The organism is Marinomonas pontica (genome assembly GCF_026191375.1).
GTDB lineage: Bacteria > Pseudomonadota > Gammaproteobacteria > Pseudomonadales > Marinomonadaceae > Marinomonas > Marinomonas pontica.
In genome coordinates this window covers 1-13,134 of record NZ_JAODTL010000005.1, presented here as the reverse complement: position 1 = coordinate 13,134, position 13,134 = coordinate 1, and the positions used below count along the sequence as shown (strand labels likewise).

General features: G+C 46.8%; 13 protein-coding genes. 6 read left to right on the top strand and 7 right to left on the bottom strand.

The genetic code is table 11. The features are described 5' to 3' along the window. Positions 1 to 83: 83 nt before the first annotated feature. The 3 genes from N5P32_RS00440 to N5P32_RS00430 are packed head-to-tail and all read right to left on the bottom strand — an operon-like array spanning position 84 to position 2,952. Positions 84 to 1,370: a TRAP transporter large permease gene (locus tag N5P32_RS00440; protein ID WP_265727241.1), complete on the bottom strand. Its 1,287-nt coding sequence runs from the start codon at positions 1,368 to 1,370 to the stop codon at positions 84 to 86. Beyond that, positions 1,367 to 1,876 (bottom strand): TRAP transporter small permease, encoded by a 510-nt coding sequence (locus N5P32_RS00435; RefSeq protein WP_265727240.1) that lies wholly within the window; start codon positions 1,874 to 1,876, stop codon positions 1,367 to 1,369. Before N5P32_RS00435 ends, N5P32_RS00440 begins: the two co-directional genes overlap by 4 nt. Positions 1,877 to 1,920: 44 nt before the next feature. Further along, positions 1,921 to 2,952, bottom strand: coding sequence for a TRAP transporter substrate-binding protein (locus tag N5P32_RS00430; RefSeq protein ID WP_265727239.1), 1,032 nt, complete (start codon positions 2,950 to 2,952; stop codon positions 1,921 to 1,923). Positions 2,953 to 3,466: 514 nt separating this feature from the next. Between N5P32_RS00430 and N5P32_RS00425 the strand changes: the two genes are divergently transcribed. Then, a complete protein-coding gene (locus N5P32_RS00425; protein ID WP_265727238.1) occupies positions 3,467 to 3,799 on the top strand; it encodes a PBPRA1643 family SWIM/SEC-C metal-binding motif protein in 333 nt (110 codons plus the stop codon). Between the two features lie 93 nt (positions 3,800 to 3,892). Here N5P32_RS00425 and pobA read toward each other — a convergent pair whose 3' ends face one another. Further along, entirely contained in the window at positions 3,893 to 5,095 is a 1,203-nt protein-coding gene (gene pobA, locus N5P32_RS00420; protein ID WP_265727237.1) for a 4-hydroxybenzoate 3-monooxygenase, read from the bottom strand. A 296-nt stretch (positions 5,096 to 5,391) separates the two neighbouring features. Here pobA and N5P32_RS00415 point away from each other — a divergent pair, with 296 nt between their 5' ends. The 4 genes from N5P32_RS00415 (at position 5,392) to N5P32_RS00400 (ending at position 9,559) form a co-directional block, all read left to right on the top strand. Further along, positions 5,392 to 6,282, top strand: a complete 891-nt coding sequence (locus N5P32_RS00415) for a helix-turn-helix domain-containing protein (RefSeq protein WP_265727236.1) — start codon at positions 5,392 to 5,394, stop codon at positions 6,280 to 6,282. Positions 6,283 to 6,388: 106 nt separating this feature from the next. Beyond that, positions 6,389 to 6,571, top strand: coding sequence for an RSP_7527 family protein (locus N5P32_RS00410; protein ID WP_265727235.1), 183 nt, complete (start codon positions 6,389 to 6,391; stop codon positions 6,569 to 6,571). 322 nt (positions 6,572 to 6,893) lie between these two features. Next, a complete protein-coding gene (locus N5P32_RS00405; RefSeq protein WP_265727234.1) occupies positions 6,894 to 8,666 on the top strand; it encodes a GGDEF domain-containing protein in 1,773 nt (590 codons plus the stop codon). Positions 8,667 to 8,755: 89 nt separating this feature from the next. Next, a complete protein-coding gene (locus N5P32_RS00400) occupies positions 8,756 to 9,559 on the top strand; it encodes a UDP-2,3-diacylglucosamine diphosphatase (protein WP_265727233.1) in 804 nt (267 codons plus the stop codon). Between the two features lie 53 nt (positions 9,560 to 9,612). On the opposite strand, the gene N5P32_RS00395 is transcribed toward N5P32_RS00400, so the two are convergent. Genes N5P32_RS00395 through N5P32_RS00385 form a run of 3 tightly spaced genes read right to left on the bottom strand, consistent with a single transcriptional unit; the run spans position 9,613 to position 12,173 of the window. Beyond that, positions 9,613 to 9,984, bottom strand: coding sequence for a 3'-5' exonuclease (locus tag N5P32_RS00395; protein ID WP_265727242.1), 372 nt, complete (start codon positions 9,982 to 9,984; stop codon positions 9,613 to 9,615). Then, positions 9,981 to 10,283, bottom strand: a complete 303-nt coding sequence (locus N5P32_RS00390) for a 3'-5' exonuclease (RefSeq protein ID WP_265727232.1) — start codon at positions 10,281 to 10,283, stop codon at positions 9,981 to 9,983. Before N5P32_RS00390 ends, N5P32_RS00395 begins: the two co-directional genes overlap by 4 nt. After that, the gene (locus N5P32_RS00385; RefSeq protein WP_265727231.1) at positions 10,284 to 12,173 is read right to left on the bottom strand and encodes a DUF294 nucleotidyltransferase-like domain-containing protein; all 1,890 of its coding nucleotides are present in this window, start codon (positions 12,171 to 12,173) and stop codon (positions 10,284 to 10,286) included. Between the two features lie 350 nt (positions 12,174 to 12,523). Here N5P32_RS00385 and dctP point away from each other — a divergent pair. Continuing rightward, positions 12,524 to 13,134 (top strand): TRAP transporter substrate-binding protein DctP (dctP, locus tag N5P32_RS00380; RefSeq protein ID WP_265727230.1); only part of this gene is annotated, 611 nt, incomplete at its 3' end.

Sequence of the window (13,134 nt, the reverse complement as noted above, 5' to 3'; positions counted from 1 at the left end):
AACAAAAAAAACGGCTCACTTCATCATACTGAAGTGAGCCGCTTTTTTATTCTGCATGCCATTTAGTACAGCATGTTAAACCATTACAGCAGACCAACCGCCAAGACAGGGAAAGCCACGATCAAGGCCAAACGCAATAGATCCGAAATAACAAACGGCATAACCCCTTTATACATATCACCAATGGAGATATGCGGGGCCACCGACTTGATAACGAATACGTTCATCCCCACAGGCGGGGTAATTAACCCCAGCTCTACCGTAATCACCGCAACAATACCAAACCAAATAGGATCAAAACCTGCCGCTTCAATCAGCGGATACACCACAGGTACGGTTAACAGCAGCATCGCAATACTGTCCATCACGCACCCCAACAACATAAACAGGATCAGTACACACAACAGCACCATATAAGGGCCTAAGTGCAAGCTGTCTACGTATTCCACCAATGAAAATGAAATGCGTGATACCGATAAGAAATAACCGAAAATTTCAGCACCAATGATCATAAAAAAGATCATCGCAGACATAATCAATGTCTCGCCTACGGCTTCTTTGAACTGAGCAAAGCGCATGCCTCGCAATACAGCGATCAGCAACGTCGCCCCTGCGCCTACGGCAGACGCTTCTGTTGGCGTGAACCAGCCCGTGTAAATACCGCCGATGATAAACAAGAACACGCCAGTAAAAGGCACCAGCCCTTTCAACCCTAGGAACTTCTCTTTTAACGTAGTGGCTTTACCTGGTTGAGCAATATGAGGAAATACAGTCACCAACACCGCCACCGTCAAACCGTACATCACCAAACCAAGCAAACCAGGAACTACCCCCGCAATAAACATTGCGCCAACCGATTGTTCGGTAATCAAAGCGTACAACAACAGGGCGATGGAAGGAGGAATCATGATACCCAACGTACCGCCCGCAGCCAGCACGCCCGTCGCCAGCGTCGGTGCGTAGCCGTTTTTCTCCATTTCTGGCAGAGCCACTCGCGACATACTGGCCGCTGTCGCCATAGAAGAACCTGAAATGGCAGAGAAAATACCACAAGACGTCACTGCCGCTAGCGCCATACCGCCACGCCAGCTACCAAACATGGCTCTCGCCCCTTGGAACAATTCTTGGGACATACCTGCTTTTGACGCAAACACCCCCATCAAGATGAACATAGGAACAGGGCTGAAGCTGTAATTTGACAAGGTTTCAAATGGGCCGCTTGCTAAAATGGAAACAGCCGGATCAAACGCTACGATCCAACCAAAGCCAACAAATCCGACCAACGCCATGGTTAAAGCAATCGGTGCGCGCAGCACAATTAGCAACAACATGGCGGCTATACAAATAAGACCGATTAATGAAGTACTCATGATTTAGCCTTCCCGCAAAATAATAGTTGAAACGTGTGCATCACTGCGGAAACAGCCAGCATCGCGGTTGCAAAACACGCAATCGCATAAAAATACGTCAATGGAATTAACAAATCCTGAGTGGTTTCGTACGTCATCGCGGCTTCTTCAACCAGATGATAGAAGCTGTAACTCATCCCCACCCCCATCAAACCAAAGCAAAAAATATACATTGCTTCCAATGCTTGTTTGGTTCTTGGTTGTAGCCGCTCAGTAAACAGGTCAACGATGACCTGTGAGCGGCTCACTGAATGCGGCAGAATGAAGAGCACGGTAAACAACAAACTGTATTTCACCAACTCAATGCCACCTAGAATGGTCCAATCGATTGCACCATTCGTTACCGTGAACAAACCTCGGGTGAAAACGTCTAACAGAGTAACCACCATCATAGCGATCAAAAACACTCCGCCCAATAAGTGCATTCCATGCGTGATACGCTCTATGATTCGAGCTATTACCTTCATTAACACTCTCCAACTACCGCGATGTCATCATTTCTTAGCTATTATTATTTACAAGCTGATTGAGATAGTTCAACTGCACGAGCATACACTTTGTAAGAAGGTAACCCTTTCTTCTGCAACTCATCCAAATACTCTTCTGTCGCTTGGTAAAGCACAGGTTTCCACAAAGGATTCTCTGCGCCGCCTTCGATCACATTGATCTTTTGACCCATTTCAATAGCTTGAGCGCGACCTTTCGCATCCAAATCATCAAATACCGCCGCGGCTTTTTCAGACCATTCGATACCGGAGTTATGATCAATCACTTTCTTCAAGTCCGCTGGTAGGCGGTTATAGAAAGATTTGTTGATTGTCATAATAAACGTCAGAGCGTAAAGACCGCCCACTTCAGTGTGGTACTGCGTCAATTCGTTTAGACGGAAGGTATATTGACCTTCCCATGGCAAAGCCACCCCATCAATAACGCCACGTTGCGCAGACTGATAAGAATCTGGCGCTGGCATGCCTACAGGTTGAGCACCAAGACCTTCAAGAAGCTTCGCCACTACGGCCGTTGGACGACGAATACGAAGACCTTCTAGATCTTGAGGCACTTTGATTTCTTTATTCGTGGTGTGGATACCGCCTGGTCCATGTGTAAATAGGAACAAAGGTTTGGTTTGGCTGTATTCTTTAGAGATAAGGCCTTCATCGTACAAGGATTGAACGATACAAGAACCTTGCGCGGCGTTTTGAGACACGCCTGGTAATTCAACAATCTGTGTTAATGGGAAACGATTAGCTGTGTAGCCTTGAACCGCAACCGCCACATCAGCAATGCTGTTTTTTACCGCATCGTATTGAGCCGGTGGCTTTGCCAAGGTACTAGAAGGGTAAATCTGAACATCGATGCGACCGTTTGATTCACGCTCAACCGCTTCTTCCCATTTTTGGAACAATTCCTTACTAGGACCGGAAACTTCTGGGAAAAAGTGACTAAAGCGCAACGTATATTCTGCGGATGCGTTTGCTTGAACACTGACAATTGCGGAAGCAGCGACTGCCGTAATGGCAGCATGCTTTATTATTTTTATCATGATCGACTCCAAAGTAGTCATGTTGTTTTTATTAACCAAACTTTTAGAACTTTCTGCGTTTTTGTAGACTAGCAAGCCACTCTTCAAAAAGGTAATTGATTATAAATGTAAGGTATTGAAAAATTGGATAGCCACATTGTTTTTTTTAGAAACGAAGCGTTTTCAGTCAATTCAAAAACAAAACACCGTGACATAAGCTATTGATATAAATTAATAAAAAATAAAAAACCGTTATTTAAAAAGAGACAAACACCTTTCATTTTTTCGCAAATTTAAATCAAAAAATGCCATTTAGCCCCCATTTTTATCGACAAAAATGACTCGTCCAAACAACAAAAACGCCGCTATCCTAGTCGAAATCACTGTTGCGCCTTGCTAAATGCACCTGAAAAACGGCCCTATCAACGCCAAAATCTGCGCTTTCAAGACACGCGCTAAACACGGCAAATTCTGCTAAACTCCGCGCCATTAAACCGCTCGCCGTGAGTGGTTTTACACATCATTAGGAACAGCAGTGTCTAAATTCTTCTATCGTGGTCGACCCGATATCATGGGTAAACATAATCTAGGCAACTACCAGCCTAAACCCAACGTAAAATCTGGCAGTGAAGAAAACCCGCTGATCTTACACGTGCAAAGCACCGAGCGTGAAAGTGAAATCAACGCCCTATTATTAGCGAACGACTTAGTCGCAATTATTCATATTGACAGTGAAAAAGCGGAAGATATTACCGCGCTGGATATCGTACTGAATAAACCCACGACCAAAATAGTCGAAAAAACACCCCAGCGTAACGATCCCTGTTCCTGTGGAAGCAATAAAAAATACAAAAAGTGCTGCGGCTAAACACGCCAGCCAAACAACGGTTTCATTAACAACCTAACAAGAGACTGCCGCCGACGGTATAACATTTCCGGTGCAATCTCTTGTTATGGCTATTTAGGACAAATCCTCGTAAGGCAAACCAACGTATTGCATCGCAATCACGCGACGACCTTCTTCGTTGTCGGTGTAAAAATTCAGCTCCGAACTCATGAATTTTTCATGCGTAGCGGCATCCGTATCGTGCACATCGCCCTGACCAAAATCGTGCAGCATACTGGTCATCCACCATGAGAAACGCTCACCGTGCCAAACACGACGTAAACAAATGTCAGAATATTGAGAGATACACTCTTTGTCACCTTCTTTGTAAACGCGAGTCATCACTTTATACAAGGTCGCCACATCGGACGCGGCCAAGTTCAACCCTTTTGCCCCGGTTGGCGGTACGATATGCGCCGCGTCACCCACTAAGAACAAATTTCCGTATTGCATCGGTTCACACACAAACGAACGCAATGGCGCGATGCTTTTTTCGATACTTGGCCCGGTGACCAATTTTGCCGCCACATCATCCGGTAGACGACGCTTTAGCTCTGTCCAGAAGTCATCATCGCTCCAGTTTTCGACTTTGTCCGTTAACGGAACCTGAAGGTAATAACGAGAACGTGTGGCAGACCGCATGCTGGTCATGGCAAAACCGCGATCCGTTTTACAATAAATCAACTCATCATTCACCGGTGGCGTATCAGACAGCACACCCAACCAGCCGAACGGATACACGCGTTCGTACTCCTTACGGGACGATTCCGGAATGGTTTGACGAGACACACCATGGAAGCCATCACAACCGGCAATATAGTCACAATCAAGACGATGCTCGACGCCATTTTGCTCAAATGTCACATAAGGTGCATCGCTTTTCACATCGTGCAGCACCACATTACTGGATTCGTAATAAGTGGTTAGCCCCGCACTGTCACGCGCGTCCATTAAATCGCGGGTCACTTCGGTTTGGCCGTACACCATTACCGTGCTACCACCGGTTAATTTTTCTAGCTCAATTTTGACGCGCTTATTATTGAACGCCAGCTCGACACCATGATGCACTTGGCCTTCACGATCCATGCGTTCACCAACACCCGCTTCGCGCAATAAGTCCGTCATGCCTTGTTCTAATACACCGGCACGGATACGCCCAAGAATGTATTCACCGGACACACGTTCAATAATGATGTTGTCAATACCCTGTTTTGCTAACAATTGCCCCAACAACAAACCTGATGGGCCAGCACCAATAATGGCAACTTGTGTTTTCATATCTCTTCTCCAATTTATTGTTATTTTTCTATGCCCAAAGCCAGCAGCACAGGAATGAGGCCAATAATGAAAGATAAAAAACCAAGACGTTAGGTGATTTATGATCAAAAAATTGTACTTTTTGATCATTTGAGTGCTTTAATAAATTCATCTAATCTGTTTGAAAATGTTATTTTTTTATGTTTTTAGCCGATAAAACCCGCTTAAAAGGCGTATTTTCATCCAATCAATAAGATTGAATCATTAAAATAATAAAGTGCACATACTGTACATTGAGAGAGACAGCGACGAAAAATATGAAGCAATCAACGATCCCTCATTTCGGTCTGTACGGTGAATCCAGCTGGATCAACGACCCAGAGTTTTTTCATATCGAAGACATCGAATACCGCAGCAGTGACCTTGGTTGGAAAATAACCCCGCACCGCCATGCTCAGCTGTTTCAAATTCTGATATTGAAATCGGGCGAAGTAAAAGTACAACTCGACGAAAAACAGCACAAATTACAAGGCGCCTGGGCCATCATAGTACCGGCAGGCGTGGTGCATGGTTTTCGGTTTGCACCAGACACGGATGGCCGAGTGATCAGCATTGCCGAACCGCTTTTAGAAGACACCCATCAAGAAAAAGCCACCAGCTTCATCAAACCTTTGCTTAGCCAGCCTTGCTACATAGACTTTAACGGCCATCGCAACCTGTTTTCTGAACTCTGGCCGCTGATCCAGCAGCTAGAAAGTGAATCGACACGGATTCGTGAAGGTCGGGCCTTAATGAGTGAATATCTAATAAAAGCCATTCTGATTTTGCTGTACCGACAGTTCCGTCATGACAGCAACAACACGACCAACAAAACCGAAACCAGCCACGCGCATCAGTTGAAAGAATTGATCGAAGCGCACTATCGCGAACACTGGACAAGCCACCAATACGCGGACGCATTGGGCACCTCTACCAGCCGCTTAAACCGCCTAAGTAAAACCACCTTTAACCAAAGTGTGCTCGACTTAATTCACGACCGAGTATTGTTAGAAGCCAAACGCAGCCTGATATACACAGCACGTTCGGTGGAAGAAATAAGTTACGACTTAGGCTTCAAAGACCCGGGGTATTTTTCGCGGTTTTTCAAGCGCTCCGCAGGGGTACCGCCCGGTAAATTTAGAGTACTGAGCAACCAACCTTCGATATGATGAATTTTTCTAACCTATCAGCTGAAAATTGATCGTTTGCTGAATGATTGGTCAGATCCTATCATTAGCAACATCGAATACAACTTCACTTTTTAGGAGATTTACTATGAAAAACGATCTTAAATACGACGCCTTCGGCAACCTTGATGCAGACTACTACGTAGAAAAAGCCTACGAATTACGCCGTGAATATTACGCTGAAATTGCTAAAAAAATGACCGCGAGCGTCAAAGCATTTTTTGCTAACCTAAGCGCTTCACGTTCTTTGAAATCTGCGTCTCAGCACTAAGTTAAATAGTATTTTGTCGTCTTTATTTGAACTGACTGTTACCGTTATCTCACGTTAAACAAAAACCCAAAATAGCCGTTTCAGCCGCAAACAAAGCAGCGACACAAAGAACCCAATGTTCCCGATGATCGAAAGGCAATAATAAAAAATCGATCCGGTAACGGGGCTTCCTCTTATTAGACCTCTTGTTTTACCTCGTTTACTTTACCTATATTACTTATTACTTCGTCGTTTTCCTCTTAAAACCCGTCATCAAAATGTCACAAATATGACATAAAATCACTCTGTACCCCTTGTTCAATTAAGAAGTATTAGAGAAATAATGAGCCCAACAAACAACATTACCTTGCTTGAAAAAATCCTTTCTAATGGGTTAATCACGCCATATTTCCAACCTATCTACGATTTGAACAACGGTGAAATCTACGGCCACGAAGCACTCTCGCGCGGCCCAATGAACTCAGCTTTATTTTCGCCAGACCCGCTATTCACTGTGGCTCAGCAAGAAGGCAAGTTGCATAAATTAGAATTATTATGTCGAGAAAAAGCCTTATCTAAATTCGCGAAGCTAGCCTTAAAAGGGCGACTATTTCTCAACGTCAGTGCGTCCCTTTTGGGTTCCCCAGAACACCAATCTGGCATGACCCTCGCGATATTGAATGAGCTGGGGTTAGACCAAAAAGACATCGTCATTGAGCTGTCCGAACAACACCCATACGACCACAACGGGCTGCCACGAAGCAGTGTCGAACATTATCGGGAAATGGGCTTTCAAGTCGCCATCGACGACCTAGGTGTGGGGTATTCTGGGTTACAACTCTGGTCTGAATTGCAGCCCGACATTGTAAAAGTCGACAAGCATTTCATACAAGGCATCGACAAAGACGAAATAAAACGCGAGTTCGTGCGCTCTATTTTAACCATCGCCCAACGACTCAACTGCATCCTGATTGCCGAAGGCATAGAAACGCAGCAAGAACTGGATCAATTGATCGAAATAGGCGTCACCTTAGGCCAAGGTTACTTCCTTGGTCGCCCAGTGGAAAACCCCGCTTTTTCCACGCACCCGTATTTGCAAAAGCAGGCTCAGAGGCGTTCACAATTTCAGGTGGATCACTCCGAGACTGTGCAGACATTGTGTCGCCCAACACCGTACTTACAAGAAAAGAACCTACTAGAAGACGCATCACAGCTCTTTAAGAAGCAGCCTGATTTAGTGGCTATTCCAGTGTTAAATAACAGCCAGCAGCCTCTTGGCGTAGTACGTCGTCACCAGCTGCACGAGTTGTTCTCTACACCGTATGGCCGAGCATTATACGAACACAAACCCGTGACTAATTTGCTCAGCACCGATGTATTGATTGTTGAAAGCAACGTGAGCTTATCCAGCGTGTCCACCCAAATGACCGACCAAGAAGCCGACACGCTAAATAATGAAATCATTGTCGTCAGAGAAGGGAAATTCATTGGCACAGGGCATTTAAAAGACCTGCTCAAGCGCATCACCGAATTAAAAATTCAAAACGCCACCTACTCCAACCCGCTTACCTTGCTACCGGGCAATGTGCCAATTCATCGAGAGGTCAGCCGCCGCTTGTCAGCGAATGAAGACTTCTATGTCGCGTATTTTGACCTTAACGACTTTAAACCCTTTAACGACTTTTTTGGCTATTCGATCGGGGACGAAGTTATACAGTTGGTTGGCGCCTTGATAAAAGAAGTGGTCTTACCCGACAATAACTTTATCGGACACATTGGCGGTGACGATTTTGTGGTGATCTTTGGTGATGACAATTGGCAGCAACAATGCGAAGACATCCTAACGAAGTTTTCCCAACAAATACGCGCTTTCTACACAGAAGACACCTTACAAGAAGGGGGAGTGTGGACCAAAAACCGTCAAGGCGAAGTGCTATTTCACCCACTTCTGAGCCTCGCAATTGGCGTGGTTCACCCCAACCCAAGACAATGCAACAACCATCACCAAGTGGCGGAAATGGCGGCGCAGTCGAAAAAATCCGCCAAACAAAAAGGCGGCAATCACATCTTTTTGCAGCCTTACCAACAGGCCCAATCTCAAGAGCTAGCCTGCTAATATCTCCTTGTGACCGAACTGTCACAAAGCCCTCACAAGTCTGTCATAAAGTCACTTTACTCTGACTTTAGACAGTCTAGGAGGCGCTTATGCAGACGACATTTCGATCGGTTTTCATTTCTGATGTACACCTCGGCACAAAATCTTGCCAAGCCATACACTTACTCGATTTTTTGCAAACCATCAAAACCGATACCTTGTATCTGGTCGGTGACATTATCGACCTGCAAGAAATGCGTCATAAAGCTTACTTTGTCGATGCTCACCATCGCATCGTTGAACACATACTCAAAATGGCGAAATGCGGCACCAAAGTCATTTACATTCCGGGCAATCACGACGCCTTCTTTCGTCAGTTCGCGGGTCAAACCTTGTCGGGCATAGAGATCAAACTCAACGCGCGTCACAAAACCGCCAACGGGCGCACCTTTCACGTAAGCCACGGTGATGAATTTGATCAGATGGTAAAAATCAGCCCTCTGATGCTAGCCATCGGGGACAAAGCCCACGGGCTTATGTTGTCACTGAACCAATGGATAAACGGCGTGAGACGCTTTATCGGCTTACCGTATTGGTCACTGGCGGGTTACTTAAAAAGTCACATCAGCAAAGCAAAAGAATTCATCGATCGTTTCGAAACCGCTGCCATCAAATCCGCCAAAAACCAAAAAGTCGACGGCTACATTTGCGGCCACATCCACTTCGCCTCGTTCCAACAAAAGGACAACATCCTCTACTGCAACGACGGCGACTGGGTTGAACACTGCACCGCCCTAACCGAATCCGCCAGAGGCGAAATGAGCCTAATACATTGGTCGGAAAACCCAAGAGTCTTAGCCACCGAGCCTAAAGAAGAGAACTGGGGGCTGTCACCGCAACCAGCTCGGAGTTAGGAGTTAGGAGTTAGGAGTTAGGAGTTAGTGGCTCAGGGTTACTAACACAAGGATCAGTTTCCCTTAGCGCGTCGCGAACTGACCCTTCCCCCGCCAAGTTGTTTTAAATCTTGTAACCGGCAGTCGCGGCCTTGGTAAGCAATTTGAGCAAGCAGTAACTCTGCGGTGGCCAAGGCGTCGGTTAACGCGTCATGGCCTTGGTACTCGGGTAAACCGTAGCGCTCTCGGCAGGCGCCAAGGCGAAAGCCGCCATCTTGAATGGGTTGTTGAGATCGGTTGGCTTTGGTGCGCTCAATAGCGAGGGTGTCTAACCAACTGGCGGAAAACGCGGGCAAGGTTTCGTTTTGCCACGCCTGCTTTAAAAAGCTCAATTCCAATGGCGCATGATGCATCACCAAAACACGTTCCCGTAAGAGCTGCCTCAGGTATCGCAGTACGCTTTCTTGTTTTTGCCCTGCTGACGCACATCGGCATCGGTGATCATGTGAATGCCGACATTGTCGCCAATTTCAGCACTGTCCAATACAATATGACGCGCGCTATCTAGGTCGATCACCCCGTTATGGATGCACACCCAACCAAAGCTGACGATGTGATCTTGCTTGGAATCTAATCCCGAGGTTTCGATGTCCAAGACGAGATAATCCCATTGCGACCACACTCGCTTGGCCGCTTGGCGAGACACATTCCACGCGGTGAGTGCCTGTAGGACATTAAACGCCATTTAGCTGTAACCTCTTAAAAATCGCTGCTGGGCGACGTCTTGCACATCACTGATGATGCCAAAGGTGGTCTTTAAATGTTTGCGCTCTAATGGGCTCAAGTCTTTCGGATCCAGATACGCGCTGGCTTTACCCGTAGCTTGCCAGTGGCGACTTTGCGCTTCAAGCCGCAAGCCGTTTAATTTGTCCCAAGCATCGATTAGGTTACGCGCGGTGTCAACGCTGATGAGTTTTTCTCGAATCGCTTGCTCGATTCGATCCAAGGTGCCTGCTCGGTAGGTTTTGCAGGATAAGCCATACAGGCGCGCGACGTCGTTGATGAGCGCCAAGCCTTGGTGTTTCAGGTCTAGCTGGTTTTTATGTTCACCTGACGATTCCAGTAAAAAATGACGAAAGAAACCCAATGGCGGTTTGGTCACCAGCGCGCTGCGCGTCAAGGTCGCTAAAAACACGCTGTTTTGGGCAACGTATTGCTGCATGCTCTTAATTAAGCTTTTTACGGCCTCGCTGTCTCCTTTGTCTGTTAGCTGACGGCTGTCATACACACAACGGATGTCGAAGAAGATACTCGCATTCAGTAATGCGCTTGGCGCACTGCTTTTGATCCATTTTTCGAACGCTTTTCGCCAGCCTTCCTGAGTGCGTCGCCATTCTGGATTGCTCGCCATGATATTGCCAGGACACAAACGAATTCCGCACAGCGCCAACCCTTGGCAGATGACGTCCGACAACGTCGCAAAATAGTGGTTTTCTTCTGCGGTCGGTTCGCGCTCTAACATCACACCATTGTCTTGATCACTGCCCAACGATTGATCGCGCCTTGCTTGTGATCCAAACACCAAAAACTGAAAGGCCATTGGCGCAGGGCCGCATTGGTCCATGGCCAGTTCAATCACTCGTCGCGTCAGGTTGTCGCTCACGGTTGCCAACACTTTTCCGATATCGGCGGGTTTCATGTCGGTGACGATCAGATTGATGATCAAGGTCGGCCATTGTTTGCAGACTCGGGCGAGGCTTTCAATGGATTGTTGACGATGAATTTGATTGATCAAAAGTAAGGGACTGAGCTCTTGATGTCGCAGCAAGTCCGCCGCGGTTAACATGCCGACGGCGCGCTGCTCTTCGTCCACGATGGGTAAATGGTGGATGTTGCTTTCACTCATGATGGTTTGCGCTTGCATCACCAACGCATCAGGGCGCACATTGACTGGATCCACTGTCATGGTGTCTTTCACCAAAGAATCGGCTGAGCCGCCTAGCGCCAAAATGCGCGAACGTAAATCTCGATCCGTCACAATGCCAAGCAATCGCTCGTTTTCCACCACCAAAATAGAACTCACCCGCGCCGCGGTCATGCGCATGGCAATGGTTTGTATGGTTTCGTCCGGCGTCGCCAACACCAGCTGGCGCGTCATGATATTCGACACAGGGGTAGAAAGTTGTAACGCCGGTGACGCCAGTTCGTTGCTTTGACTACGAGACAATTTGCGCAGGCGATTGTGTTGTGTGTGCTCGAAGAACAGACCCAGCGCTTCGCTCTTTTCCAACAGTGCCATAAAATGCGCTTTGTCAAAGCGATACACCAAGCTGTCTTCCATCGCGACGACCTGCAAACCGTCTGGATTTTGCGCCATCACGCTGGACACACCAAAGCATTCCCCATCGGCAATTTGATCCACCAGCCCACCTTTTGGGGTGCGGATTTCACACGCTCCCCGACGAATCAGATGCAAAGTGGCCGCTTCGTCTTTTAACGCCAAGGTTTGGCCTTGCCTTACATACAGCATAGATACGCCAGTGAGTAACTGCTTACGTTCGAGCAAGTTTAAGCTCGAAAAAGGCGGCGTGGCTTCAATAAATTTATGAACTTCAGGAATGTCGATGGCGGCCATTTTATTATTCTCATTAAGGCGAGTTCAGCGACCCAAACTCATTTACCGATTGTCCAGAGTGTGCGCTTTTATCATAGACAACAAAACGCTTCTTAGACCAATGTCTAAAGCAAGGCTGCCGCATCGCGATGTTGCTCCTGTCGATTCGCCCCAAAAAAAGATCCCTTTAAATATCAATCATCTATCATTAACCGACGTTATTGCATGAATAAGGGGCTTGACTCAGGCAAAATGTTATCGGTAACATTACGCCTTAGTTACCGGTAACATTTTCCGTAACTGATAAGCTATCGTTTAAAAACCGTTCTAACTAATGGCTTTTTCAAAAAATAATAATGGGAAGCAATACCATGAATAAATTCAGCACCACGCTATTGACCGCCACTATGGCCGGCATTCTATCTACGTCTGCAATCGCAGCGGATTACAACTTCAAGTTTCAATCCTCTGATCCTGCGGGCGACAAAAACTTCCAAGTACAAAAAGAATGGACGAAACGCGTCGAAACAATGACTGGCGGCCGTGTTCATATCGACTTGCTTCCTGTTGGCAGTATTTTCAAACACACTGAAACCCTAGATGGCATAAAAATGGGCATCCTAGATGGCCAGATCACAGCGACCGAATTTTTCTCGGGCAAAGATCCCGCTTTTGGCCTAATTGGTAACACAGTTGGTGCGTGGTCAAACACTCAGCAATTATTGCAATACGTTAACTACGGTGGCGGTTACGAGCTAATGAACGAACTTTACGCTCCTTATGGCGTGAAATTCATTGGCGGTTCTACGACCGGTGTGGAATCGTTTGTGTCTCGCGTGCCGCTTGATGGCGTTGAAGACCTAAAAGGTTTGAAGCTTCGCGCTCCTGAAGGTTTGGTTCAGCGCGTGTTCGCAGCAGCCGGTGCCGCACCCGTTAACCTACCAGGTTCTGAAGTGTTCACAGGGCTAAGCAAAGGCGTTAT